Raw genomic sequence first — 273 nt, forward strand, 5'->3', positions numbered from 1 at the left:
GAATGTGCTAAAGCGTCTTTTAAAGTAAGCATTCCGCCTCTTCCCGGTACGTGGTAAGTTCCTTTGTTGAAGCTTGCATTAGAAACTACGGAACATGGAGTCATACCCAATTTCATAATAGCAGTTGCATACACAAAAGGCTTAAATGTGGATCCCACCTGTCTTTTTCCCTGTTTGATATGGTCATACTGGAAGTGTTGCCAGTCGATTCCTCCTACCCAGGCTTTTATTTCTCCGGTTCCCGGAACCATTGACATTAGTCCGGCCTGTGCT

1 pseudogene is annotated in these 273 nt (G+C 44.7%); it reads right to left on the reverse strand.

What is annotated here, in order from left to right:
- Positions 1 to 257: pseudogene (locus ACPYOJ_RS35350) on the reverse strand (penicillin-binding protein); the annotation flags it as partial.
- Positions 258 to 273 lie beyond the last annotated feature (16 nt).

It is taken from the genome of Rhizobium sp. SVR5-9E (assembly GCF_056755095.1).